This window comes from Halosolutus sp. YCN4, assembly GCF_059736495.1.
In genome coordinates this window covers 87,077-112,013 of record NZ_JCASSM010000005.1, presented here as the reverse complement: position 1 = coordinate 112,013, position 24,937 = coordinate 87,077, and the positions used below count along the sequence as shown (strand labels likewise).

The following is a 24,937-nucleotide window of genomic DNA, read 5'->3' as shown; positions in this document are numbered from 1 at the left end:
ATCCGGGATCGCTTCTCGATCGCCCTCACATTGGCCGTCCCCGGAACGTTCGACCGTCAGTGACCGGCATCGGCCGCCGATGCGCGCACGATGTGGACCGGTACCGGGGCGGTTCGGATGGTCTTCTCCGCTACGCTTCCGAGCAAATATCGCTTGAATCCGGTTCGTCCGCGCGTCGCCATCACGATCAGATCGATGTCGTGCTCGTCGACGTACTCGAGGATCCCGTCGTGGGGTTCGCCTCGAACGACGGCCGGCACCGCGCGATCGACTCCGCGCGTCGACGCGGTTTCGACGACCGCCTCGACCGCCCGCTGTCCCCGCTCCTCGAGCGATTCGATCACCGACGACGTGATGCCTTCTGCGTCGTACGCCCTCGTGTCGACGACGTAGAGCACGTGGAGTGTCGCCTCGTACCGCTTGGCGAGATCGATCGCGTGGTCGACGGCGACGCTCGCTTCGTCGCTCCCGTCGGTCGGCAGGACGATTCGATCGTACATAGTCGACGTACGCCGTCCTAAGAGAAATCCCTGGGTGCAGTGGGAACCTCGATCCGGGTGTCGCGGGGCCCTCGATTGCTGCCGGGTTCGTGGTGCCCGATAGCGCCCGTTCCCTGCGCGCCGGAGCGTTGATTCGGCCGATCGCGGTCCGAACGATTAGCGTCTGCGGCGGTCGCGAGCGAGTCCCGATCGGTCTCTCCGACGCTCCGGAGGCCGACCGCAGTTCGTCAGGAATTTTACGGCGAGGACGAATCTCTCGACGGATGACCGACCGCGACCGGACCGTCACTCTCGAGGTGGTACTACTCGTCGTGCTCGGCGGTTTTCTGGGGGCGAACGCCCGGTACGGGGTCGGACTCGTCGCTCCGGGGGTGACCGGGACGTTCGTCGCGAACGTGTCCGGGAGTTTCGTGCTCGGGTTCGTCGTCTACGAGGCGATGTACACCGACTATCTCACGGATCGGAGTCGCCTGCTCGTGTCGACGGGCTTTCTCTCCTCCTATACGACCTACAGCACGTTCGCGTACCAGACGGTGACTGTCGAACCGCTGGTCGGCCTGCTCAACGTCGCCGCCAGTTACGCGTGTGGCTTTGCGGGCGTCGTACTCGGTCGACGGGTCGCGCTTCGAATTCGAGGTGGGTCTCGTGAGTGATCCGATCCCGGTGCTTCTCGTCGGCCTGGGCGGGGCGATCGGTGCGCTGGGACGGTACACGGTGACCGCGCTCGTCGAGGGAGGGCGCTTCCCGCTGCCGACGTTTCTGGTGAACGTCCTCGGAAGCCTCCTGCTGGGGCTCGTGCTGTTCGCGGACGTGGCCGGGTCGATCCAGTCGTTCGTCGGAATCGGTGTTTGCGGCGCGTTCACCACGTTTTCGACGTTCTCCGTCGACACGGTCCGACTCGTCGAGGAGGGGCACGTGCGGACTGCGACCGTCTACGTGCTCGGCAATACCCTGGGATCGGTCGCAGCGATCGGAGTTGCCTGGCTCCTGGTCGGCTGACCGGCTTGCTGGCGCTCGAAATGCCCTCGCCGTCGCCCGTTACTTCGCCGATTCGTCCGTATCGCCGTCCGCCCCGTTCTCGTCACTGGCGCGAGTGCCGGATTCGTGGTCGCCGTCGTCGGGGTCGACCTGCATATCGGACGCGTCCTCTTCCGGCGTCTCCTCGGGTTCGATCGCGTCCGTCTGCGTCGGCTGGGCCTGTTCGGGATCCGGCCCCGTCGCCTCGGACATCTCATCGGCCATGGCCGAGTCCGAGACGTCGATCGTCACGCTGTCGTCGTCGGTGTCGCGCCGAGGGTCCTCGTCGTCCCCGTCGAGTCCGGGTTTCGAGTGCGGTTCCGATTCGTCCCCGTCGTCCGTGAACTCGATTCTCGAGCCCGTGTCGCCCTCGTCGCCGAGCTGTGCCGAGTCGTCGATCTCGCCGCTCGCGTCGATCTGGGACTCTCGCCCGGAATCGGGGCGCTCGGCGGCAGCGTGGGCCGCATCCGAACTCTCCTTCCCCTCGGTCCCGCCGTCGATCTCGTCGGTACTCGGCTCGAACGTCGATCGATCGTCCGATCGGCGCTGCCGGAGGCCGATCCCGACCAGTCCGGCGCCGACGATTCCTTTCAGGAGCCCCCGTCGCTGCCCGCGTGACAGCGATCTGACCGCGGAGAGCAGCACCAGACCCCCGCCGGCCAGCGCGAGCGTCCCGTTCCGCGTCCCGCCGCTGGCGGCGGCCAGCGCCGTCTTCATCGGCGAGTCCAGTTCCTCGCGGTCCGCGAGTCCGTCCATCCCGACGTCGGACTGCCGGTCGTGATCTGCGGTCATCGTGACGGATCCGTACTCGTCCCGGACGGTTGAAGCTTGGACCGGCAGGTGCGGAAGACGGCGGGCCTACGTCCACTCGAACCGCTCCGGATCGCGGGCGGCGAGCGCCGTTCGCACCGCCGCGACGTTCTCCGGCACGTCGTGGACCCGGATCACGTCTGCACCCCGATCGGCCGCGAGCGCGCTCGCCGCGACCGTGGCTTCGAATCGCTCGCCGGCGTCGCGACCGACGTGCCCGAACATCGACTTGTGGGAGTGGCCGACGAGGACGGGACAGCCGAGCGCCACGAACTCGTCGATCCGGCCCAGCAGTTCGAAGCTCTCGCGAGCCGACTTGCCGAAGCCGATACCGGGATCGACGACGATGTCCTCGCGATCGATCCCCGCCTTCTCCGCGAGCAGGATTCGTTCGGTAAGCTGGTCGATCACGTCCTCGACGACGTCGTCGTAGGCGACCTCCCGGTCCGGAACCACCGGTGCGTCGATGCTGTGCATCAGCACGAGCCCCGCGTCGTGGTCGGCGACGACGAACCGCATCTCGGGATCCTCGAGTCCCGAGACGTCGTTGACGACGTCCGCGCCGGCCTCGAGCGCCGCCTCGGCGACGGCGCCCTTGCGTGTGTCGATCGAAATCGTCGCCTCGAGGTCCGCGATCCGCTCGATCACCGGGACGACCCGATCGATCTCGTCGGCCACTGGAACGGGATCCGCGCCGGGACGGGTCGATTCCCCGCCGACGTCGATCACGGTCGCGCCGGCGTCGACCATCGCCTCGGCGCGGGCGACCGCGTCCTCGATCGCGTCGTACTCCCCGCCGTCGTGGAAGCTGTCCGGCGTGACGTTCAGGATGCCCATCACGGCCGTTCGATCGTGCCACGGGTACCGAGACCCACTGCCCCCGCCGGTCCCGGCGCTGGCGCGATCGCCGTCCGTTTCCGCGGTCTCGCCCGCGTCGATCGCCAGCGTCTCGCGCAACTCGCGGCCGATCTCGGCGAGTCCGTACGGTTCGTCCGCGAGCGACTGGGTGAGCCGATCGAACTGGTCGAGCGTCCCCATCAGGACGGCGTCGACGTGCTCGTCGTCGCGGTCCAGCCCGGCGATCGCACACTCGCCGCCGAGGCGAAGCAGGTCCTCCTTGAGGCGTCTCGCCTGGCGTGACTGCAGGCTCGTTTTGACGACGCGGTGGACGGCTTCCCTGCGGGTTCGGGCGACGCCGGCCGCGTCGACGTTCGCCCCCTCGAGCGCGTCCGTCGCGTCGTCCACGTCCCGAATCCGCTTCGGAATCTCGGTTCCCGTCCACCGCGTCCTGGCCTCGGCGACGGCGAACAGCGAGCCGGTGACCAGCACGCAGTCGTCCGGGTCGCTCGCCGCGAGCGCCGCCGCGAGGGCGTCCTGGACGGCCGACTCCGTTCGCACGGTCTCGACGCCGGCCCGCTCGAACACCTCGGCGAGCACGTCCCGGTCTTCGGCCCGATCGAGCGGCGGTTCCGTCGCGACGACCCGATCGGGGGTCGGCAACGCGGCGGCCATCTCGCCGTGGTCTTTGTCGTGCATCGCTCCGAAGACGAGCGAGAGGTCGTCGTACTCGTAGCTCTCGAGCGTCTCGGCCAGTTGCTCGCAGGCCCCGGGGTTGTGGGCTCCGTCGAGGATCACCAGCGGATCGGTGTCGATCACCTCGAACCGGCCCGGCCAGTGGGCGCTTCGCAGGCCCCGTTCTACGTCCCCGATCGAAACGTCGGCGACCTGGCGGACGAGGGCGGCGGCGATGCCGGCGTTCTCGGCCTGGTGGCTCCCCGGAAGCGGGATCCGGGTCTCGAGGTCCCACCCCTCGGCGTCGATCGAGACGGCGGCCTCGGTGTGGTTCGCCAGTCCGTCGTAGGCGACGCGAACGTCTGCGGCCGAGTCGGTGCCAACCGTGACGACCTCGCCGACGACCTCGCGGATCGCCTCGAGCGGGGCGCCCGTCACGCCCGTCACCAGCGGCGCGTCGTCCGGGGCGACGTGGGCCTTGTCGCGGGCGATCGCCTCCTCCGTGTCGCCGATGATCCCCGTGTGTTCCAGGGTGACGCTCGTGACCGCGCTGGCGACCGGATCGACGACGCTGGTCGCGTCGTACTTCCCGCCGATGCCGACCTCGAGGACGGCGACGTCGACGTCCTGCCGGCCGAAGTGCCACAGCGCCATCACGGTCATCGTCTCGAAGAAGGTCGGCGACTCGCCGTCGGCACCGCGATCGGTGACGTACTCCCGGACGGCCGTGACGTACTCGGTGACGGCCGATCGGGGGATCTTGCGGCCGTCGACCCGGACCCGTTCGCGCAGGTCCTCGAGGTGGGGGGAGGTGTAGAGTCCGACCGAGAGTCCCGCCTCGCGCAGCGTTCGCTCGACCATCCGCGCCGTGCTCCCCTTCCCGTTCGAGCCGGCGATCTGGACGCAGTCGATCGACTCGTGGGGGTCATCGAGGTGGGCGAGCAACTGCGCGGTCGACTCCGTCCCGGGCTTCGGACGGAAGCGCCGCAGACCGAACAGAAAGTCCGCCGCCTCGTAATACTCCATACTCGAATCACAGAGTCTGCCCGCTTTAGGGTGTCGGACTCGGGTTCGACGCCAGAAATCGATCCACGGACGTCGGTTTCCGACGCGATCGTTCGATCGAACCCGCCGACGTGTTCGCCGCCCGCGCCCCCGTCGGTCGCGGCATTTGGCCCGTCGCAGATGGCCGATTCGCTGTCGTATGCGATGCGAGCGCGATGCCGTCGGGCCGTGACGACGATCAGTGGTCTTTCGGCTGGCCCCAGTACTCCTGGCGCTGCGGACGGTCGGTGATCGCCTGGACGTCGATCGGCTCGTCCTTGGCCGCCCTGGCCTCGAGGGCCGCCTTCGCGGATGTCTCCGTCGAGAAATAGGTGACTTCCTCCTCGACGGCGATCTCGAGTAGGTCGCGGTCCCGGGAAATGATCAGGTCCACCTCGCCCTCGCGGACGGCCTGGATCAGGTCGACCGCCTCGCAGAGGTCGTAGTACTCGGTGAAGCCGGAAACGAGTTCCTCGCCGGCCTCGCTGCCGGGGTCGGGGAACTCGTCGGCCGAGAGGTCGACGACGATCGTTCCGTCCTCCGGGATCGGTTTCCCGACGGCGTCCTGTGCCTTGTCGTAGGCCTTGCCGAACGTATCGGCGGTGCCCATGACCTCGCCCGTGGACTTCATCTCGGGACCGAGACGCGGGTCGGAGCCGGGGAGGCGATCGAACGGGAGGACGACCTCCTTGATCGAGGTCTGGGTGGGCACCTGTTCCTCGACGTCGAGGTCGGCAAGCGACTCGCCGGCCATCACCTTCGCGGCGATCTTGGCGATCGGGACGCCCGTGGCCTTCGAGATGAACGGGACGGTGCGCGAGGAGCGGGGGTTCGCCTCGAGGACGTAGACCTCTGGCTCCTCGTTCGGGTCGTCTATTCCGGTCACGGCCAGCTGGACGTTCAGCAGGCCGACCGTGTCGAGCGCCCGGGCGATCTCCTCGGCCACCTCGCGGACGCGGCGGTTGACGTCGCGGCCGAGCGACCGCGGCGGGATCATGCAGGCCGAGTCGCCGGAGTGGACGCCGGCGCTCTCGACGTGTTCCATGATGCCGCCGATCAGGACGTCTTCGCCGTCGGCAACGGCGTCGACGTCGAGTTCGACCGCGTCCTCTAAGAAGTCGTCCACGAGAATCGGCTTGTCCGGGCTCACGCGGACGGCCTCCTCGATGTAGGTCTCGAGTTCCTCGTCGTCGTAGACGACCTCCATCGCGCGGCCGCCGAGCACGTAGGAGGGGCGCACGAGGACAGGGTAGCCGATCTCGTGGGCGAGCTCCAGGGCTTCCTCCTGGGAGAAGGCAGTCCCGCCCTCGGGCTGGGCGATGCCTAGCTCGTCCATGAGCGCGTTGAACCGATCGCGGTCCTCGGCCAGATCCATCGCCTCGACGGAGGTGCCCATGACCTCGCAGTCGAGTCCGCGGCGCTCGAGTTCGTCCTCGAGCGGTTCGCCGATGTTGACGGAGGTCTGGCCGCCGAACTGGACCATCACGCCGTCCGCGCCGGTGGCCTCGGCGACGTCCGCCACCTCCTCGGCGGTGATGGGCTCGAAGAACAGCCCGTCGGAGGTGTCGTAGTCCGTCGAGACGGTCTCGGGGTTGTTGTTGACGACGTGGGCGTCGATCCCCTGGTCGCGCAGGGCCTGGACCGCGTGGACCGAACAGTAGTCGAACTCGACGCCCTGCCCGATGCGGATCGGGCCGCCGCCGACGACGATCACGCTCTCGACGTCCCGATCGACCTCGAGTTCGCCCGCCGCGGCGTCGCCCTTCAGCGGCCCCGACTCGAACTCGGACTTGCGCGCGGAGTAGTAGTACGGCGTCTCGGCCTCGAACTCGCCGGCGCAGGTGTCGACCTGCTTGTACGTGCGCCCGGGGACCGACTCCTCGACGGTGCCGACGTCCGCGCCGGCCGTGGCGGCGATCGTCGCGTTCGTGCGGCCGGCGATCGCGGCCTCCGTGAAGTCGCCGTCCTGGGCTGCGACGCTGGCGTCGGCGATCCGCTTGAACCGCTCGACGTACCACTCGTAGATGTCGGTCAGTTCACAGACCTCCTCGACGGTGTAGCCGCGTTCGAACGCCTCGAACATCGCGTACGGGCGATCGGGCGTCGGCGTCGCGAGGTGCTCGGACTCGAGTTCCTCGTCGCTGACCGCGTCCCAGTCGACGTCGGGGTCGTACTCCGAGGAGCGAAGCGCCTTGAGCAGGCTCTCCTCGAAGGTCCGGCCGATCGCCATCGCCTCGCCGGTCGACTTCATCGCCGTGGTCAGTTCGAAGTCGACGTCGTCGAACTTGTCCTTGGGCCACCGGGGCACCTTCGTCACGACGTAGTCGATCGCGGGCTCGAACGCCGCAGTCGTCTCGCCGGTGATCTCGTTCTCGATCTCGTGGAGGCGCTTGCCGAGCGCGACCTTCGCGGTGACGCGGGCGATCGGGTAGCCGGTCGCCTTCGACGCGAGCGCGGAGGAACGGGAGACGCGCGGGTTCACCTCGACGACCCGGTACTCGCCGCCGGGGGTGCCGTCGTCGCGCCAGGCGAACTGAATGTTACACCCGCCCTGAATCCCGAGTTCGCGGATGACGTCGAGCGCGGCGGTGCGCATCTCCTGGTGGCCCTCGTCGGGGACGACCTGCGAGGGCGTGACGACCGTCGACTCCCCGGTGTGGATGCCCATCGGGTCGATGTTCTCCATGTTGCAGATGATGATACAGGAGTCGTCGGCGTCGCGCATGACCTCGTACTCGTACTCGACCCACCCGGCGATCGATTCCGTGATCAGGACCTCGCTGTTCCGGGAGAGGCGCAGGCCCTTGCGCACGCGCTGAAGGAGTTCGTCCATCTCGTGGACGACGCCCGACCCGCTCCCGCCGAGCGTGTACGTCGTGCGGGCGATCACCGGCAGCCCGCCGACCTCCTCGACGGCGGCCTCGACGCGATCTTTGAGGTCCGCCTCGGTCAGTTCCGACACCTCCTCGCCCTCGTCGAGCGAGATGGTGGTCGACCGCGGGACCGGCTGCCCGATCTTCTCCATGCGCTGGCGGAAGAGGTCGCGGTCCTCGGTCGCGTAGATCGTATCGAGGGGCGTCCCCATGATCTCGACGTCGTGCTCCTCGAGAACGCCCTCCTCGGCGAGTTCGGCCGTGACGTTCAGGCCGGTCTGGCCGCCCAGGCCGGCGATGACGCCGTCGGGCTGTTCCTTGCGGATGATCTCGGCGATCGCTTCCGTCGTGATCGGTTCGATGTAGACCCGGTCGGCCATCTCCGGGTCGGTCATGATCGTCGCGGGATTGGAGTTGACGAGAACGACGCGAGCGCCCTCCTCCTGGAGCGCCCGGCAGGCTTGCGCGCCGGAGTAGTCGAACTCCGCGGCCTGCCCGATCTGGATCGGTCCACTCCCGATTAGCAGGATCGTACGTCCGTCCCCTGCGGCGTCCCCGCTGTGCTCGCCTTCCGCGGCTTCCTCGCCGCGCTGGTGGTCCGTACTCATTGGTTCCTGTCAGTCCGAAGTTCGCACATCGTAATAAGCCCCACGATACAGTACGAATCTCGAAATGGTGTTTCGAAATTCGAACCTCGCCGGAGACGGGTTCTCTGCCGGTTCCAGCGCGACCGGCCTCTAACGGCGGTTCGTACGGACCTCGCGGAACGGGGACGAGGCAGGGACGATCGTCTCCGATGTCGTCGAGACCCACGGCTGGTCGATCGAGATCGGCGTAAGTGGCGCGGACGGCGTCCGGTTCGACGTGACGATTTCCGACGATCGGGCCCAAATGCGGACTGAGGGCCGTCTCGCGAGCTAGAGCGCCCGATCGTGTTCGCTCTCGAACTCCCGCTGGCGGCGGTACTGGTCGACGAACTCGCTCACGTCGAATTCGAGCATCTGCGACTCGAACTCGGTGACGGCGTCGTCGTCTTCGGCGTGGCTGATCGCGTGTTCCATGAGTTCGACGACGAGTTCGACGACGATCTCGTGGAGTCGTCGCGAGTCGAAGTCGGTGACCCACAGCATCGCGTAGCCGACGGCCCCGTCCTCCGCGGCGTCGTGGACGGCGACCTTCTCGGGGAACTCCTCCATGACGACGCCCATCAGGTGCGGGGTCCCGAACTGGTCGAACTCGTCGTCGGTGTCGATCGTCTCGCGGAGCACGACGACGAGCGATTCGGGGAAAAAGCGAGAGGGCGGATGGACGTCGGTGACGACGGCGTGGGTGTCGCCACAGCCGCAGGCGTACTCACGCATGCCGAGGTCGATCGTGTGCGGGTCGAGGGTCTCCCCACAGGGAAGTTCGAGGTGGTCGTCACGGGGACCCGGGACGCGGGGTTCTGCCATCGGTCACGGTTCGGCCGGCGCGGGCATAAGGGCGACGACTCGGGCGATGGCAGCGTGACCGCTGGACGGGTCGAGAAGGCGGCGCGATCGGTCAGGGCCAGTCGTCCCGGACTGGTTCGGTGTCTTCCGTCTCGGTTTCGACGTTCGCGGCCAGCACCCAGTCGGCCGCCTCGGCGGCGTCCTCGATCGAGAGGAACTCCCAGTCGACCGTCTCGGCCAGCCGTTCGTCCTCCTCGTCGACGCCGATGAAGACGTACCGATCGGTGTCGAACTGTCCTTTGACGCCCTCGAGACTCTCCTGTTTCCCGCGGGGGCCGGAGAAGAAGTCCTGGCGGATGCGGTTCTTGCGCGTGAAGTTCGTGACGACGTAGGTCGGCTTCTCCGAGACGACGCCGATGTACTCGGTCCAGCTTCTGGCGTCCTCGAAGACGGTTTCCGGCGATGCGAGCTCCTTCAGCGCCTCGAGCTCGAACGCCAGCGTCATGTCGCTGTCGCCGTTCATACGTCATCGAACACGGGCACCGGGGAAAACGGCTTCGATACCGCGCACCTCGATCGGATCGCCGGGTTTCCCTATAGTCGCCACAGAAAGTCACTGCACACCTGATCGCAGAACGGCTTTGCGATCAGTGTGTGACTCGTTTCAGTGGCTACTCTAGCCGCGAACGACGCGGTAGTAGTCGGTGAAAACGATCACCTCGCCGGGCTCCAGACCGGTCCCGGTAGCCGGCAGCGATCGATCGGTTTCGATCGCGCTCCAGACGGCGGATAGCGTCTCCTCGTCGAGTTGATCGACGTGTCGAACGGTCGCGTTCGCGTCGACTGTCGCTACCGGTCGGAACTGCAGCGTCCGACCACGTCCGGAGCGTTCACTGGTTGCCATGCTTATAGTTACCAAATACCATGGTATCTCATAAGTGTTCCGCCGCGTACCGGTTCGCCAGCACCTGACGTCGGTTCCGATCGACTGGTCGATTCCGGGGATGTGTCTTTTTGTTCTACTGACCGCACAAAACATTGTATGAATAACATGTAATGGATCCCTGATGTGGTTGGAATGCGTACAGCGACCTCTCAGTCCGTGAGGCGCCGGTACACTTCGGTATGGGCGAAGAAAAATTCGCCCACAAGCCTTAATTATAATTAACTCTGAATGTTACAGCCATGTCACCCCCACGGCATCCAACGGGAACCGGCGACGGTAGAGACGCGCTACTATCACGGACGGACGACTACGGAGGGTGCCGCTGATGTTCGACGTTTCGCGGCGAACCTTACTGCGAGCAGGTGCCGCACTCGGACTCGCCGGCGTCGCCTCGTCGAGTGCGACGGCGGACGAGGGTCACAATGGGCCCTCGTACGAGGAACACTCCTCGCCGGAACTCGAGAAGTACGCACACGAACTCTCGATTCCGGAGGAACGAAGGGCTGACGGCAAGCGACGCGGCGCGGACTACCACGAGATCGCGGTCGAAGAGACGACACACAGCTTCCACCCGGATCTCCCGGATACGACGATCTGGGGATACGACGGACAGTTCCCGGGTCCGATCCTTTCGGCTCGCAAGGGCGAACGTCTCGCGGTCGAGTTCGACAACAGCGGGCTTCCCGACGAGCACCTGTTCAACGTCGATACGGACATCGACGGCACCACGTCCGAGAACTACGTCAACTACGACGGCCCCGTCCCGGAAGTCCGGCGCGTCACTCACTTCCACGGGCTCAAGGTCGACCCCGCGAACGACGGGCAGGCCGACATGTGGACCTCCCCCGATGGAGTCAACGGACCGCGATTCGCCGGTCGCGTACAGGAACTGCCGAACCGGCAGGACCGGCTGACGTCGATGTACCACGACCACGCCCGGGGCATCTCCCGGCTCAACAACTACGCCGGGCTGGTCGGCCCCTACCGGATCAAGAGCAAGCAGGAGGAGCAGCTCAATCTCCCCGAGGGCGAGTACGACGTCCCGCTCGTCATCGCGGACCGATCGTTCATGGACAACGGCGAACTCTACTACCCGGGCATGTTCATGGCGAACGTCGCCGGCGACGTCGCCACCGTCAACGGCGCCGCGTGGCCGTACATGGAGGTCGAACCGCGCAAGTACCGGTTCCACATCATCAACGTCTCCAACGGTCGAACCTACGACCTCTCGCTCGTCGAGGGCGAACCGGAGGACGACGGCGACCACCACGGCGGTGACGACGACCACCACGGCGACTTCCCGGCGCTCCACCAGATCTCGGCCGGTCACGGGTTCCTGGAGGACGTCGCGACCATCGGTCCCCACGGGGACATGGATTCGCTGGTACTGGCGCCGTTCGAGCGCGCCGAGGTTATCGTCGACTTCTCCGAGTACGCCGGCGAGACGTTCACGGTGACCAACGATGCCATGTTCCCGTACGAGGGGAGCATGGATCACGACGATCACGGCGACGATGACATGGACCATGGAGACGACGATGGGATGCACATGGACATGGATCATCCCGAAATCCACGAGATCATGCAGTTCCGGGTCGCCGAGGAGGTAACTACCGCGGACACCAGCGCCGACCCGACCGAACTCTCGCTCCCGAACCGCACCGGGGTAGACCCGAGTGCGGCCGGGGAAACCCGCGAGATCACCATGCACATGGGCATGGACGACAACGGGAACATGATTCACACGCTCAACGAGGAGCGGTGGGGCGACCCGATCGAGTTCAAGCCGCAGCTCGGCTCGACGGAGATCTGGGAGCTCAAAAACGACGACGACCACACGCACCCGATCCACCTGCACCTCGTCGAATTCGACGTCATCGAGCGCGAGATGCACGCCGAGGGCCACGATCCGAAACCGCCGAAGCCGAACGAGCGCGGCGGCGTGGACATCGTCAAGGTCAACCCCGGCGAGACCGTCCGGATCGCCGTGAAATTCGACGGGTTCGCCGGCAAGTTCCCCTACCACTGCCACATCCTCGAGCACGAAGAACACGACATGATGCGAATGTTCGAGGTCGTCAAAGGGGATTCCGGTAACTCGGGTCGCGACGGTAGTCACGGCCGTGGCTGCAACCGCGGTCGTGTCCCGGGGCAAGGTCGCGGGCAGACCTCCGATCACAACTACAGCCAGGGTCGTTGACGAAGCCACGAATCACCGCGCGATAACCGATCGGAGATTCCGATCGTCCCGAGATCGACACGCGACGCGTTCCGTCTAGTTCTTTCGGGCCGACGGAACTGGCCGCGTCCCGTCCGGATTCGTTTCTGTCCGAGGAACCGTCGGCTGCGGTCGCGCACCGCGATCGCTTCACCGCACGCGAGAACTCGAATTCACTTCCGATCACGGCGTACGTACCGGCGCGACGTCACGCCGATCGCGATACTCCGGATGAGAAATGATGCCGTCCGATTTCGACGCGGTACCCTTCGAATCGTCGGACCGAGCGCCGCTCCGTCGATCAGGCACGAGCGCGGACGGCCGGACGGGGGCGCTCGACCCGAGAGGAAACCGGCGTTACCGGGACGCGCCGCTCGTGTCGGTGTCCTGTGGCGCCGGTGCTTGCTCGTCACCGTCCGGGGACTCGTCCTGGCCGACGAACGAGAATACGTCGTCCCCGTCGGCGCTGGCCGATGTCCGGTCGCCGTCGATCGGAGTTCCGGGTTCGGCTTCGGTCTCGAACTCGTCCAGTTTCGCGGACAGCTCCGACGCCTGTTCGGAGAGGGTATCGATGGACCGAGTCACTTCGGTGAGCGCGGTGGTCTGTTCTTCGCCGGCGGCCGCGACGGTTTCGGCCTCGTCGGTGGTTTCCTTGGCGATCGTCGCCGCCTGGTCGACCATCGAGACCACTTCCTGGGTCGACGCCGCCTGCTGCTGGGTGGCCGCGGAGATTTCCTGGACGCCGTCGCTCGTCTCGTTCGCGTACGCCGCGATATCTTCGAGGACCGCCACGGTATCCTCGACCGCGTGCCTGTGGCGGGCGATTCGTTCGCGCGTCTGGCGAACTTCGCTGGCGGTGTGATCGGTCTCCGATTTGAGGTCCTCGATTCGCGCCTCGATGTCGTTCGTCGCCTCCTTCGTCTCTTCGGCGAGGTCCTTGACTTCCTCCGCGACGGCCGAGAATCCCTCGCCCGACTCGACCGATCGAGTGGCCTCGATGTTCGCGTTCAGGGCCAGCATGTTCGTCTGTTTCGCCACTTTCGTGATGTACTCGACCAGTTCGTCGATTTGAGCGATCTCGTCCTCGAGCGATTCGATGGCGTCGATCGTTCGGTCGGCATCGGCCTCGACCTCGTTCATCTCCTCGATGACTTCGCTCGCGACTTCCCGCCCCTCTCTGCCGGTTTTCGCGGTCTTCCCCGCGAGGTCGGCGAGGTTGTTCGACGAGGCGGCGATCTGTTCGGTCGTCGTCGACAGATCGTTCATCTCCCTGTTGACGGTCTGTAAGTTTTCGCTCTGTCGTTCCGCACCGTCGGAGATCTCCTGAATCGATTCCGTCACCTGTTCGCTCGCCGAGTGAACTTCTTCCGTGCTCGCGGTGACCTCTTCGCTCGAGGCGGCGACCTCGTTCGCGAACCGTGAGACGCGATCGACTGTCCCCTCGATCTCCGAGACCATCTGATTGAATTCGATCGCGATGTCGCTCATCGCCTCGCTCTCGCTCTCGGGATCCATTCGCTGCGTGAGATCGCCGTCCCCGCAGGTTTGCATTACCTCGGCGTACTCGTCGGCTTTCTCCTCCAGATGGTCGTTGAGACGATCGGTCCGGGCGCGGGCCTCCTCGACCTCCTGAATGCGTTCCTGTAAGGAGGTTCGCATGCTGTCGAACGCGTCGTACAGTTTACCGATTTCGTCCGTCCGGTTCGTCTCGAGTTCCGCATCGAGGTTCCCCGTTTCGAGTTCCGACGCCCGCTCGGCCAGCCGTTCGATCGGACGGGTCGTGTTTCGTCCGATGACGACGCCGACGGCCCCGAGGCCGAGTATCGAGAGGACGACCAGTGCGATGACGGAGGTTTCGATCTCGCTTTGCAGCGCGTACGCCGAGTCGGCGGGGACGTGGGTCATGATTACCCAGTCCGTCTCGGGAACCGGCGCGTACCCCATCGCCATCAGTTCGGCGTGCCCGTGGCCCATCTCCATCTCCATGTAGCCGGTGTCACCCTCGAGTCCGCGCATGACGGCCATCGAGTCCACGCCGAATTCGTCGTCGGAACCCCTGTTCTGGGTGTTGATGTCGTCGATGTGGTGGCTCATCACGACCGTCCCCCGGTCGTCGACGATATGGGTGAACGATCCGTCCGCCGTAGACGGTCGTTCGAGTTGCTCCATCTGGGTCTCGAGGTCGACGACCAGAACGATCGTTCGAGTGGGGTCGTCCGGCACCTGGCTGACGAACGCGACCGACTTGGTCCCCGTCGAGGGATCCTCGTACGGATGCGTGATGACGGTGTGGCCCTCGCTTTCGAACGAGAGGCCGTCGACCGCCCATTCGACGCCCTCCTCACGATAATCGACGTCGGTGGCCCCGTCTTCCGTACTGGCGAGCACGTCGTTCTCGGCCGTATCGTAGTAATGAATCGCCCCGATAGCGGCCGACATCTCCTGGTGTTCGGCCTGTAGATACGTCTCGATGTCCGAGGTGTTCCCGCTGGCGACGCGATCCGATTTCGAGAGGGAGTTCGTCTTGTCCCGCGTCTGATCGACCCACTCTCCGACGGTGTTCGCCTGAAGCACCGTCGACCGCTCCATGTTCTCTTCGGTGCTCTCCTGAAGCGCCGTTCCCGTTTGCATGTAGATGACGCCACCGATACTCGCGATGAGCACCAGGACGAACACGAAAAGGACGGCCAACTTCCGTGAGAAGCGACTTCGAATTGCCCTCATCGGCGACTCTAAAATACGAGTGTCCATATCCACCCCCAACAATACAGTAATCAAATAAGAGAATTGTGCTTCAGTAGAACAGTCTGGGGCACGTATCTAAGTCTCGCGGGAGAGATTGCGCTTCGAGTGGCGTTTGAACATCGTCTCGGTGACCCTTTCGAGAGGGTCGTAGGACCCTTTCGAAGGGGTCGTACGTCGTGAGATCCGCTCGCAGGTCGAAACGCGGCGTCGAGAAGGAGCGGTGACCGTTACTGTTCCTGGGGCGGGGCGAGTTCGTCCAGGTCGACGGTCTCGGAGAGCAGGACCTCCTTCTGGTCGGCGACGACGCGCTGTTCCCGCATCAGTTGCTTGAGTTTGCTCTGGGGCGAGAGGTCGCCGATGAGGACGCCGCCGACGACCTTGCCGTCCTTGAACGCGATGCGACGCCACTCGGTGTCGCTGTACTTGCGCTCGGCGTGGTCGTCGCCGAGCGTCGGGTGGCCAAAGGAGAGGAACGGGAAGTCGAAGTGCGTGATCGAGTACGAGGAGACCCACTCGAACGCCTCGGCCTCGTCGTCCGCGGCCATGTTGACGGCGGCGACGCGTCCCTGCTCTTTCGCGGAGCCCCACGAGCCGTTCTGGGCCTGTTCGCCGAGCAGGACGTCGTAGAAGCGGGTGATGTCACCGGCGGCGTAGACGTCGTCGACGTTGGTCTGCATGTACTCGTCGACGAGGATCCCGTTGTCCTGTTCGATACCGGCTCCGCGGAGGTACTCCGTGTTGAACGTCAGTCCGATCGCGACGCCGGCGAAGTCACACTCGTAGCGATCGCCGTTCGGGTCGACGGCGGCGGTGACGTGGCCGTCGTCGTCGGTCTCGAAGTGATCGACGCCGCTGTCGAAGACGGGTTCGACGCCCTTCTCGCGCATGCCCTCGTGCATGATCTCGGCGCCCTCTCCCGAGAGCGCGTACCGCCACCAGCGGTCGCCTCGCATGAGGTACTTGCCCTCGACGCCCTGGGAACCGCAGACGGCGGCGAAGTCGATTCCGAGCAGGCCGGCGCCGACGATGACCGCCTCGTCGGCCGCCTCGGCGCTCTCGCGGATCGTCCGGGCGTCCTGGAACGTCCAGAAGTGGTGGATCCCCTCGGCGTCGCTGTTGTCGACGGGGAGCTGGGTCGGCGTCCCGCCGGTCGCGATCAGCAGTTTGTCGTAGGAAATCTCCGCACCCTCGTGTGTGTGTACGGTCTTCGACTCCGTGTCGACGCTCGTCACGTGGGTGTTGAGCGAGAGATCGATGTCGCGCTCCTCGTACCACCCCTCGTCGTGGATCGAGATGGGGGCCTCAGGGAGCTTTCCTTTCGCGTGCTCCTTGATGAGAATCCGGTTGTACAGAGCTTCCCCCTCATCGGTGATGACGGTAATCGACGACTCCGGGTCTTCCTCCCGGAGGGTCTCGGCGGCTGAACTGCCCGAGATCCCGTCACCGATGATCACGTACTGAGTCATACCGTGACCGTTCGTAATGCGGGTTAAAGTGGGTTGCTATCTCGTTCATTTTGCCTCTCGGGCTGCGCTGTGCCAACGATCGTCCGCCAGCGGGCGTATTCGCACCCACGATCGAAACTTCGATCCCGTCATATGGTGGTCGTTTCGACCGATCGTTCGATCGGCCGCGATCGATCCGGTGACACGCCGGCGCCCACTGCCGGATGCAGCGGTGTTCGCCCCCTCCGAACCGTTCTTGAGGGACGACTCCCTAGATGGGTCCATGAAGATCCGCCAGAACGCGCGTCACTTCGCCTCGCGGAAGGCCCTCGAGATTCCGGGCGTTCGATCGGTCACCCGGTCGGGGCTGGTCCGCCTTCACACGTCGGTATTCACGAAGAAGGCCGACCCCGATCACGCCGACGAGCGAACCGATCGCCTCGACGCCTTCTTCGACGCGACGATGGACACCTACCTCCGGGCACTCCAGGACGGGTACTCCGAAGCCGAGGCCCGGGAGATCACCCACGTCCAGGCCAACTTCGACTTCTACAACCACGGCTGGACCGAGATGATGGAGTTCCCCGCCGACGAACTTGACGATCACTACGATCGCTACCGGGACTTCTTCGAGACGTGGGGGATCACGATCGACGACCCGCTCGGTCAGTTCGCGCCGCCGGAGGGACTCCCCGACGCGCCCTCGACCCCGGAGAAACTCGAGGAACCCGAACACCCGTACGCCGAGGGCGGGTTCGCGGACGACGTCTACGTCGAGACCGCGGACGGTGACCTCGTCGTCGGCGGGCAGGAGGAACCCGACGACGTCGACGTCTCGCGGGCCGTCGGCGTCGAGGATGGGGACGACGCGGCCGATCGCTGACGATCGATTCGTCTCGCTTCCGCACCGCCGCGTCGAACGGTTTCGCCCCCGGACGTGCGATCGGGTCCGAGATCACTTTTCGCCGGCCCGCAGGTCGGCAGTCAACTGCTCGAGCGTCTCGGCGACCCGTTCGAACGACTCGTCGTCGGAAACGGACAGCGTCGTCGGCGCTGACGGTGCGATCCGGGTCGCGAGCCGACCGACGAGCCCCTCGGCGTCGGTCCGCCAGGTGACGAGAGCCGACGATTCCGTCGATCGGCGTCGACGTCCGCGAGCCGCGAGAGACCGAAGCGGCGACCGTCGACGCACAGGGTCGGCGGCTCGAGCGAGTAGCGGTGATCGCCATCGCTCCAGTGGGCGGTCGCGTCCGTCGGAACGAGTGCGGCAGGTCGTCCCTCGAGCACCTCGCGGACGTCGTCGAGAACCCCGGCGGCGAGGGTTGCGTCGAGTTCGAACGTCCGGTGATCCGGGACGTACCACAGCAAGACGTTCCCATCCTGGCGGACGGCGACGGACTCGAGTGTGACGAATCGATGCCAGGTGTCGACCGCGAGAAGCCCGTCGAGCGCGTCCGTACACTCGGGGAGCGACCCGCGGTAAGTCCCCTCATCGATCCGCTCGAACTGCGCCTTCACGTCGGCGACGCGATCCGGGAAACCCTCCGCGAACCGGTCGGCGTCGAGTGTTAGCTCGACGCTGGTCCCGTGCTCGAGCACCGCCCCGACGGCCGCGTTCACGCACTCGAGTTCGTCTCGAGTGGTATCCTCCAGGGCACCGAGAATCAACGCATGCGTGGGATCGACGTCGGTCGCCGCCCCGTTCATATCGGCCGCTCGGTCCGCGTCGCGTTATATTCTACGCCGTTGGCGGGTGAACCAATCGCTCGAAACGGCCGGTTCCGGCCGCCGATCCAAGCCGCTAAGTGCGTAGAGCGTGCCGATTGAGGCAACGACTCGATGGCGCTCACTGCAAACGATCGATCGATCGCCGGCTTCACGATGGCCGGCCACGCGCTGGTTCACTGGTTCGAGACCTCCATTCCGATCTTCCTCGTCGTCTGGCTCGCCGAGTTCGACGTCGGCGTCGCGCTGTTCGGCCTCGTCGTCGCGCTCGGCTACGCGCCGTTCGGCCTCGGGGCGCTTCCCGGGGGCATCCTCGCCGATCGGTTCGGGACGAAACGGCTCATCATCGCCTGTCTCGCCGGGATGAGCCTCGCCTTTCTGGTGCTCTCGATCGGGACGTCGATCTACGCGATCGCCGCCGGACTCCTCCTGTGGGGGATCGCCGCCAGCATCTACCATCCGGCCGGCCTCGCGCTGATCAGCACCGGCGTCGAGGATCGCGGGACCGTCTTCGCCTGGCACGGCATCGCCGGCAACGCCGGCATCGCGCTCGGCCCCTTCGCCGCCGCGACCTTGCTCATCGTCCTCGAGTGGCAACTCGTCGCCGCCCTGCTCGCGCTCCCCGGCCTCGTCGCCGTCCTCTACGGACTCACCGCGGAGTTCGATCCCACCGCAGCGGTCGACGACGACGCGGACGCCGGCCCCGACGAGGCGCTCTCCCTGTCCGGCCTGCTCGGCGACTCCCGCGCGCTGTTCGCGAGCGCCTTCGCGATCGTCTTCGTCGTCGTCGCCTTCGAAGGGCTGTACTACCGGGGGATGCTCACGTACCTCCCCGAGATCCTCCACGGGCTCCCGGCGATGGACGCGCTCGACCTGCCGGCGGGACTCGAGGGGATCGAACCCGCCGACTACATCTACGTCGGCCTGCTGGTCGTCGGGATGGCCGGCCAGTACGCCGGCGGCAAGTTGACGAACCGCGTCGCGCCCGCCCGCGGAATGGCGACGATCTTCGGCGTTCTCGCGGTCCTCGCCGTCGCGTTCGTCCCGGTTACGGGACTCGGACTGGGGGCGATCGTCGTCCTCTGTGGCGTCTTCGGCTTCTTCCTCTTCGCGATCCAGCCGTTCTACCAGAACGCCGTCGCGGTCTACACCCCGCCGGACAGTCGCGGCCTCTCCTACGGCTTCACGTACCTCGGGGAGTTCGGGCTCGGGTCGGCGAGCATCGCGATCGGCGGCTTCGTCCTCGGCGGGTTCCCGCTGTCGACGTTTTTCCTGCTGATCGCCGGGTTCGCGGTCGCCGGCGGCCTCCTCTCGCTCGGACTGGTCGCCGGACTCGATCGATATCTCGTGACCGGACGCGCGCCGGAGAAACGGCCCGACGTCGACGACTGACGGCAGGGGTAGCTCGGTCGAATCCGCGAGCGAAACCGGTGGCACCTCCGACGAACCGGAGGCCGCGACGGACGAACCGGAGTCCACGAACGAGGACGCCGTCACCGACGACGCCGAAGCCGGCACCTTCGGTGACGTTTGGGGCCGGTGAACGCTCCGCGGACGACGAGTAGGAATATCTGACTCCGTTCCTGCCAGCGGTCGTTCTCGCGGCGGGTGACTCCGCCGTCAGAGACGCGTCTGCCGTCTGGCTCGCCGATCGCGATCGCGCCCGTCGAGTCGATCGGCACAGGCCAGTCCGGCGTCGATCGCCCCGCCCAGCCGTCGCTCCGGATAGTGGGGCGCGCTCGCGATTCCGGCGTAGTAGACGCCGGCGGCCACGTCGTCGGTGAGATCGATGGGGACGAGCGACGTTCGATAGCCGGCCTCGTAGACAGGCTGGCGAAACCGGGACGTCTCGACCGTCCGGAGGTCGGTCCGGTCGAACGCCTCGAACCGTTCCGCGAGCGCCTCGAGCCACCGGCGCTCGATCGCTCCGGTCGACTGGGTGCGGGCAGTGGACCCGCCGTCGAGGAGGTAGTACTGGTGGTGGCCGTCGTACCGGTCGGCGGGGACCAGCGCCGTGTGCGCGACGAGTTCGTCGAACGGCGCGTCCGCGTCCATCGTCACCCGGTACAGGTCGGTCAGCGGGGTCGTCGTCGCGATTCGGACGCAGGTCCGCGTCTGCACCCGGAGCGAACAGCCGTATCCGGTGAGTTCCGCCAGCGGGGCCGGTCCCGTGGCGATCACGACCGCGTCGACGGCGCACGTCTCCGACCCCCGCTCGCCGGCCCGATCGACGGTGATCGACTCGACCGCGTCACCGACGGCGACCTCGGTAACGCGTGCGTTCGTGTGGATTTTCTCGGGACCGATCGTCTCGACGAGCGCGTCGACGAGTCGGGCCGCACTGCCCGCGAGGTAGCCACGGATCGGCCGGCCGAAGCGGGTCGTTTCCCGGTCGGCCCGGACGTAATCGAGCACCCACGCGGCGCTGACGTCGGACGCGTGGGACCCGAACCGCGCCGCGAGGACGGGTTCGACGAACCGATCGTAAACGCGACTCGACACGCGCGTGCGCAGGAACTCGCGGGCCGGGACGTCGGCGAACGCGTCGTGGTCGTCGTACGCACCGAATTCCGGGGGCGATCGCGGGAGGCCGCTGCCGTTGACGCCGCTCGTCAGTGCCGCCAGCCGCGCGGCGTCGCCGAACGAGAGGTCCGGCAGGGCGAGAAACTCCCACGGCGCGTCGATCGGGTGGACGGTCCCGTCGACGTACCGTCCGGACCGGGTCGGGTGCCACTCGAGGCCGGCGTCCAGCCCCAGGTCGGCGAGCAGGTCGCAGGCCCGGTCGTCCTGCGGGCGGGACAGCGAGACGGGGACGGTCTCGATCGGGTCGCCGTTCGTCGCCGTCGTCCGCGCGAGGCCGCCGATCTCGTCGCTCGCGTCGAACACGCGAACGTCGTGGCCACGCTGGGCGAGACTGGCGGCGGCTGCGAGTCCGGAGACCGTTCCACCGACGACGGCGATCATGCCTCGACGACGGGCGTGATCGTTCTTTGCAGTTGCGGATGTGGGGGTCCCGGCCGATCGCGTCGTCGGTCGTCGTTCGCTACCTTTTTGCCTGCCGTCTCGGAAGGATTCGGCATGCTCTCCGTGCGGGCACCGGCGACGAGCGCGAACCTCGGGAGTGGCTTCGACGTCTTCGGCGTCGCGCTCGGGACGCCCGCGGACGTCGTTCGCGTCGAGCGCGCGCCCGAGACGCGGATCACGGTTACGGGTGTCGGGAGCCAGTACATCCCGGAGGACCCGGATCAGAACACGGTCGGTGCCGTCGCGAACGCCCTCGACGCGCCGGCCCACATCGAGATCGACAAGGGCATCCGTCCCTCCTCGGGACTGGGGTCGTCGGCCGCGAGCGCGGCCGCGGCCGCCGTCGCGCTGAACGCGCTCTACGATCGGGGCCTCTCCCGGGAGGAACTCGTCCCCGTCGCCGCCGAAGGCGAAGCCCTCGTCTCGGGCGTCGCCCACGCGGACAACGTCGCTCCGTCGTTGCTGGGCGGGTTCACGATCGTCACCGACGACGGCGTCACGCAGGTCGACGCCTCGATCCCCGTCGTCGTCTGTCTCCCCGAAACGACCGTCTCGACGCGCGACGCGCGCGGGATCGTCCCCGAAACCGCGTCGATGACCGACGTCGTCGAGACGGTCGGGAACGCCGCCACCCTGACCGTCGGGATGGCCCGCGACGACCCCGAACTCGTCGGCCGCGGGATGGGTAGCGAAATCGTCACCCCGGAACGCGCCGCGCTGATCGACGGCTACGACGCCGTCTCCGAGGCGGCACTCCAGGCCGGCGCGGCCGGCGTCACCGTCAGCGGGGCCGGGCCGGGCGTACTCGCGGTCTGTCAGGCGGAGGATCGCCGCCGAGTCGCGGCGGCGATGATGGACGCGTTCGACGACGCGGGCATCGACAGCCGGGCGTACCAGACGGCCGTCAGCGACGGGGCGCGACTGTATCGAGACTGATGGGGAACCGGACGGACGCGGGGCTCGCCGTGCTCGCACTCGCCGCGTTTCTCGGCGCCTTCGTCGTCGCCGATGCCGACTACTCGGTCCCGTTTCTGCTTCTCGGTGCCGCCGGCACCGTCGCGTTCGAACTGGTCGCGTTCCGCCACGTCGACGCCGTTCGCCGGGTGTGGGAGCGGCGATCGGTCCAGACCGCGTCGCTCCTCGGTGCATTCCTGCTGGCGATCGGCGGTGCTCTCTTCGCCCCGTCTCGCGTGCTTTCGGCGGGGATCGGGACGCTGATCGCGTATCTGATCGTTCTCGGTCTGGTCGTCGCCAGGCGGCGGTGGTGAACCGTTTTCCACCGTTCGTGATCGTTCGAGACCTCGAACGGTTCAACCGACACGGAGCTTATAATGGGAGAATGGTGTACTGCCGGGTGCCTATGACGACCGACGATTCGCTGTCAATAGTGCCGACTGCCGACGACGAATACGTCTATCCCGTCGTCAGGATCGCGTTGATCGTCGTCGCCGGACTGCTCCTATTCGGCCTGACGGCCCTCCTCCCAGGCCTCGATCGATTCCTGTCCGTGCTCCCGGTGGCCGTCGACGCCGTCCTGCTCGCCGGGGCGACGTACCTCGTCGCGGCCGGGCTCCTCGCGGCGGCCCCGTCGATCGATCGCCTCGTCCGGAACAGTCTCGACGGACCCGATCGCATCGTCGCGGACGCGGGCGCGAACGCGAAGAATCTCACCGCGTTCGTCGCCGTCCTCGTCGCGTATCGCGGCTTTCGGCCCGCGTTCGAGCCCGCGGTCGCCGACCTCGCCGGGGCCTGGGTCTACCACGCGGCGTTCCTGCTCGCCGGCCTGGTCCCGGTAATCTTGATCGGCCGTCGACTCCGCCGGAGTCTGGATCCGGTTGCCGACCTGATCACGAGGGAACTCGTCCGGACCGCCGAAACTCGCAGGGACGATTCGAACACGAGTCCCCAGCACGAGTGACGGGCGGCGCGAGTGACGATCGGATTTTCGCTCCCGTCTTCGGGACGGTCGGAACCGTTTTTACTCGGTAATCGATCCGCCTCGACGCCTGTCCGGGTACTGCGGTAGTCGCCACCTAGCACGCTAGTACGCGGCCCGTACGATTCGAAACCCGTGTTATACCGCCCGTAACTCGTTCTATAACGATTACTGACGTTCACGAAATCCGAACGAAATGGGGCGAGTGTTTCGCGGCGATCATCGAACCGGGGGGAGAGGGTGGTGCAGTTCGAACGTGTCGCGGTCCGGAACCGGGAGCCGCGGCCAGGTCCACGTTCTCGGGCTGGTTCTCCTCGTGGGGCTCGTCGCGATCGCGAGCGTCGGGATCGTCCTCCTCGGCTCGACCGCGCTCGACGCCCGGGCAACGACGGCCGAAACCGAACGCGCCGAGGGATCGATGCTCGAGTTCACCCACGCCGCGAAGACGGCCGCAGTAACTGGCCAGCGATCGTCGGTCGTCACGCTCGGGCCCTTCGATCACGGGTCGGTCGAGACGAGGCCCGACGACGGCCGGGTGCGGATCACGCACGTCACCGACTCCGAGGAGGTGTTGTACGACGCCTCGCTCGGGACGATCGCGTACGTCGACGGCGAGACCGAGATCGCCGCCCAGGGCGGCGGACTGTGGCGGCGCGAGGGCGACGACGCCGTGTCGCTCTCCTCGCCCGGCGTCGAGTACCGGGACGGAACGCTCTCGATTCCCGTCGTTCGCGTGACCGGAGACGGCGTCCAGGGCCAGTCGCCCGACGTTGCGGTGGCTCGATCGAGTGCCCCGACGGCGATCGATCTCTCCGACCGCGACGGCGATCGGTTCCACGCCTCGGCCGACGTCCGGATCGAGATCGAGAGCGCGTACTGCGAGGGCTGGGAGCGGGACCTCGAGGCGGCGGTCCCGGGGAGCGTCGTCGAACGGTGTTCGGAGGGGCAGCCAGATCGCCTGCGAATCGAACTGACCGAGCCGACGACGATCCGTTCGATCGATAGCGCCGTCATCGCCCACGAGATCGACGTCCACCGAAACGCACCGCCGATCGAGGGCGACGTGCGAACCGGCGCCGTCGACGCCGATCGGGTCGACGGGACGGTGCACGACACGGGGTACGACGCCCCGTCGGTCGACGACGCCGTCGACGCGATGGTCGATCGCTGTGCGGACGAGGGGTTCGAATCCCTCCCCGACGAGGTGACCGAACCCGGCCGCTACTGCGTCGAGACGATCGACGACGCCCACACGATCGACACCTCCGCGGGGGACGTCGAAATCGTCGTTCGCGACTCGATCGGCGATCCGAACTACCAGGACAACCTGCAGGTCACTGGGGAGAACGACCTGACGATCTACGTCGACGGCGATCTCTCGGCGCGCGGGAACGCCGCGATCGGGAACGAGTCCGACCCGTCCCGGACGCGCCTGCTGTTCTCCGCGGACGGGTCCGTGACGACCGCGAACGGCACCCCGACGATCGCGGCGCTCGTCTACGCCCCGGATTCGACCGTCTCCGTCAGGGGGAATCCGACGATCGACGGGAGTATCGTCGCCCAGCGGGTCGAGATCGATAATATCCGACCCGGCGTGGTCCGGCACGACGATCGGATCGCTGGAATCGACACGACCCCCGGTCCCGGGCCGCACATCCGGTATCTCGACGCGACCGCGTACGAACTCTCGATCGACGACTGAGTCGGGGTTC

General features: G+C 66.7%; 20 protein-coding genes. 9 read left to right on the top strand and 11 right to left on the bottom strand.

The window, feature by feature from the left end:
- Positions 1-56 precede the first annotated feature (56 nt).
- Positions 57-500 (bottom strand): universal stress protein, encoded by a 444-nt coding sequence (locus AC6I6X_RS18240; RefSeq protein ID WP_497931983.1) that lies wholly within the window; start codon positions 498-500, stop codon positions 57-59.
- A 263-nt stretch (positions 501-763) separates the two neighbouring features.
- On the opposite strand from AC6I6X_RS18240, the gene AC6I6X_RS18235 reads away from it, so the two are divergent.
- Positions 764-1,153 (top strand): fluoride efflux transporter FluC, encoded by a 390-nt coding sequence (locus AC6I6X_RS18235; protein WP_497931982.1) that lies wholly within the window; start codon positions 764-766, stop codon positions 1,151-1,153.
- Complete coding sequence (gene crcB, locus AC6I6X_RS18230; protein WP_497931981.1) at positions 1,146-1,499, top strand: fluoride efflux transporter CrcB; 354 nt, start codon at positions 1,146-1,148, stop codon at positions 1,497-1,499. Before AC6I6X_RS18235 ends, crcB begins: the two co-directional genes overlap by 8 nt.
- Positions 1,500-1,538: 39 nt before the next feature.
- Here crcB and AC6I6X_RS18225 read toward each other — a convergent pair whose 3' ends face one another.
- The 6 genes from AC6I6X_RS18225 to AC6I6X_RS18200 all read right to left on the bottom strand — a co-directional run bounded on the left by AC6I6X_RS18225 (position 1,539) and on the right by AC6I6X_RS18200 (position 10,096).
- Positions 1,539-2,309: a hypothetical protein gene (locus tag AC6I6X_RS18225; protein ID WP_497931980.1), complete on the bottom strand. Its 771-nt coding sequence runs from the start codon at positions 2,307-2,309 to the stop codon at positions 1,539-1,541.
- Between the two features lie 66 nt (positions 2,310-2,375).
- The gene (gene folP, locus AC6I6X_RS18220) at positions 2,376-4,865 is read right to left on the bottom strand and encodes a dihydropteroate synthase (protein ID WP_497931979.1); all 2,490 of its coding nucleotides are present in this window, start codon (positions 4,863-4,865) and stop codon (positions 2,376-2,378) included.
- A gap of 217 nt (positions 4,866-5,082) precedes the next feature.
- Positions 5,083-8,364 (bottom strand): carbamoyl-phosphate synthase large subunit, encoded by a 3,282-nt coding sequence (gene carB / locus AC6I6X_RS18215; RefSeq protein ID WP_497931978.1) that lies wholly within the window; start codon positions 8,362-8,364, stop codon positions 5,083-5,085.
- Positions 8,365-8,673: 309 nt separating this feature from the next.
- On the bottom strand, positions 8,674-9,207 hold the full coding sequence (locus AC6I6X_RS18210) for a DUF5815 family protein (RefSeq protein ID WP_497931977.1): 534 nt from the start codon (positions 9,205-9,207) through the stop codon (positions 8,674-8,676).
- Positions 9,208-9,298: 91 nt separating this feature from the next.
- On the bottom strand, positions 9,299-9,709 hold the full coding sequence (locus AC6I6X_RS18205; RefSeq protein WP_497931976.1) for a DUF7124 domain-containing protein: 411 nt from the start codon (positions 9,707-9,709) through the stop codon (positions 9,299-9,301).
- A 153-nt stretch (positions 9,710-9,862) separates the two neighbouring features.
- Positions 9,863-10,096, bottom strand: coding sequence for a hypothetical protein (locus tag AC6I6X_RS18200; RefSeq protein ID WP_497932225.1), 234 nt, complete (start codon positions 10,094-10,096; stop codon positions 9,863-9,865).
- A 361-nt stretch (positions 10,097-10,457) separates the two neighbouring features.
- On the opposite strand from AC6I6X_RS18200, the gene AC6I6X_RS18195 reads away from it, so the two are divergent.
- Entirely contained in the window at positions 10,458-12,332 is a 1,875-nt protein-coding gene (locus AC6I6X_RS18195) for a multicopper oxidase domain-containing protein (protein WP_497931975.1), read from the top strand.
- Positions 12,333-12,707: 375 nt separating this feature from the next.
- Here the strand turns inward: AC6I6X_RS18195 and AC6I6X_RS18190 are convergent, their stop codons facing one another.
- Both AC6I6X_RS18190 and AC6I6X_RS18185 read right to left on the bottom strand, forming a co-directional pair.
- The gene (locus tag AC6I6X_RS18190) at positions 12,708-14,981 is read right to left on the bottom strand and encodes a methyl-accepting chemotaxis protein (RefSeq protein WP_497931974.1); all 2,274 of its coding nucleotides are present in this window, start codon (positions 14,979-14,981) and stop codon (positions 12,708-12,710) included.
- A gap of 341 nt (positions 14,982-15,322) precedes the next feature.
- A complete protein-coding gene (locus tag AC6I6X_RS18185; protein WP_497931973.1) occupies positions 15,323-16,561 on the bottom strand; it encodes an NAD(P)/FAD-dependent oxidoreductase in 1,239 nt (412 codons plus the stop codon).
- A 262-nt stretch (positions 16,562-16,823) separates the two neighbouring features.
- On the opposite strand from AC6I6X_RS18185, the gene AC6I6X_RS18180 reads away from it, so the two are divergent.
- Positions 16,824-17,423 (top strand): DUF6149 family protein, encoded by a 600-nt coding sequence (locus tag AC6I6X_RS18180; protein ID WP_497931972.1) that lies wholly within the window; start codon positions 16,824-16,826, stop codon positions 17,421-17,423.
- Between the two features lie 101 nt (positions 17,424-17,524).
- Here AC6I6X_RS18180 and AC6I6X_RS18175 read toward each other — a convergent pair whose 3' ends face one another.
- On the bottom strand, positions 17,525-18,247 hold the full coding sequence (locus tag AC6I6X_RS18175) for a hypothetical protein (protein ID WP_497931971.1): 723 nt from the start codon (positions 18,245-18,247) through the stop codon (positions 17,525-17,527).
- Between the two features lie 132 nt (positions 18,248-18,379).
- On the opposite strand from AC6I6X_RS18175, the gene AC6I6X_RS18170 reads away from it, so the two are divergent.
- Positions 18,380-19,657 carry an MFS transporter gene (locus AC6I6X_RS18170; RefSeq protein WP_497931970.1) on the top strand — a complete coding sequence of 426 codons (1,278 nt, stop codon included), beginning with the start codon at positions 18,380-18,382 and terminating at the stop codon, positions 19,655-19,657.
- Between the two features lie 228 nt (positions 19,658-19,885).
- On the opposite strand, the gene AC6I6X_RS18165 is transcribed toward AC6I6X_RS18170, so the two are convergent.
- The gene (locus AC6I6X_RS18165; protein ID WP_497931969.1) at positions 19,886-21,229 is read right to left on the bottom strand and encodes an FAD-dependent oxidoreductase; all 1,344 of its coding nucleotides are present in this window, start codon (positions 21,227-21,229) and stop codon (positions 19,886-19,888) included.
- A 114-nt stretch (positions 21,230-21,343) separates the two neighbouring features.
- On the opposite strand from AC6I6X_RS18165, the gene AC6I6X_RS18160 reads away from it, so the two are divergent.
- The 4 genes from AC6I6X_RS18160 to AC6I6X_RS18145 all read left to right on the top strand — a co-directional run bounded on the left by AC6I6X_RS18160 (position 21,344) and on the right by AC6I6X_RS18145 (position 24,927).
- Positions 21,344-22,225: a homoserine kinase gene (locus AC6I6X_RS18160; RefSeq protein WP_497931968.1), complete on the top strand. Its 882-nt coding sequence runs from the start codon at positions 21,344-21,346 to the stop codon at positions 22,223-22,225.
- Entirely contained in the window at positions 22,225-22,557 is a 333-nt protein-coding gene (locus AC6I6X_RS18155) for a hypothetical protein (protein ID WP_497931967.1), read from the top strand. Before AC6I6X_RS18160 ends, AC6I6X_RS18155 begins: the two co-directional genes overlap by 1 nt.
- 92 nt (positions 22,558-22,649) lie before the next feature.
- On the top strand, positions 22,650-23,207 hold the full coding sequence (locus tag AC6I6X_RS18150; protein ID WP_497931966.1) for a hypothetical protein: 558 nt from the start codon (positions 22,650-22,652) through the stop codon (positions 23,205-23,207).
- Positions 23,208-23,481: 274 nt separating this feature from the next.
- Positions 23,482-24,927, top strand: a complete 1,446-nt coding sequence (locus AC6I6X_RS18145) for a DUF7289 family protein (protein WP_497931965.1) — start codon at positions 23,482-23,484, stop codon at positions 24,925-24,927.
- Positions 24,928-24,937 lie beyond the last annotated feature (10 nt).